Here is a 1,028-nt window from a genome sequence, read left to right on the forward strand (position 1 = left end):
CGCCACCATCGCGGTCGGCGCCGTCTCGGTCGTTGCCACCGCGATCGGCATGTCCCTGATCGACCGGGTGGGCCGGCGCCCCATGCTCCTGTGGGGACTGTCCGGGATGACGGTGTCGCTGGTCCTGCTGGGGGCGGCGTTCCATCTGCCGCACTCCACCGCCGTCAGCTACCTGGTCCTCGGCCTGATGGTCCTGTACATGGGCTTCATGCAGGCGACCCTCAACACCGGCGTCTGGCTGCTGCTCGCCGAGATGTTCCCGCTGAAGGTGCGTGGACTGGCCATGGGCGCGGCGGTGTTCGTGATGTGGCTGGTCAACTTCGCGGTCGCGCTGGTCTTTCCGGCGCTGCTCGACGCGGTCGGCGCCGGGGTCACGTTCTGGCTCTTCAGCGCGATGTGCGTGCTCTCGCTGATCTTCTGCAAGCAGTACGCCCCGGAGACGAAGGGCCTGGCGCTGGAGGACCTGGAACAGGAACTGCGCAGGACAGCGCAAGGAGCCGCCCCAAAGAACGCCCCGGAAAGCACCCCAGAGAACGCCCCGCAAAGCACCCCGGGCGCATCCCGCTGAACCACCCGACCGGACGACAGCACGACAGCACGACAGCACGGCGGCACGGCGGCACGGCGGCACGGCGGCACGGCGGCACGGCATGAAGGGAACGGGAGGAACGAAGGGAGCGCTGAGGTAGCGGAAGTGACGGACAATCAGAATGAACGGAACTGACGGTTCTCGGGACACTTCCGGCCAATCCCTGCACCTTTCGGAACCACACTTCACCCTCCCCGCGTGCAAAGGGGTGCGCTCACATCCAACGCATCCAACGGGGGGAAGCAATGGAATTCGTGAAAGCCAACACAACGGGCTTCAAGGAAGCCACTGACGAAGCCACAAGCAAAGCCACCCGCAAAGCCGCAAGCGAAGCTGCGAGCGATGCCACGGGCGCCGCGACCGGCACGGGAGCCGTGCGGGGCGTCGGCCGGGCCCTCCGGCGTACGGGGACCCTCGCGGCAACTGCGGGGCTGCTGAC

At 67.4% G+C, this 1,028-nt stretch carries 1 protein-coding gene and 1 pseudogene; both read left to right on the forward strand.

Going from position 1 to position 1,028, the window contains the following annotated elements; translation table 11 throughout:
• A partial coding sequence (locus AB0I03_RS27180; protein ID WP_360417515.1) for an MFS transporter occupies positions 1 to 568 on the forward strand: 568 nt, incomplete at its 5' end.
• Positions 569 to 834: 266 nt separating this feature from the next.
• Positions 835 to 1,028 (forward strand): annotated as a pseudogene (locus tag AB0I03_RS27185) (hypothetical protein); the annotation flags it as partial.

This window comes from Glycomyces sp. NPDC021274, from assembly GCF_040641195.1.
Taxonomy (GTDB): Bacteria; Actinomycetota; Actinomycetes; order Mycobacteriales; family Micromonosporaceae; genus Glycomyces.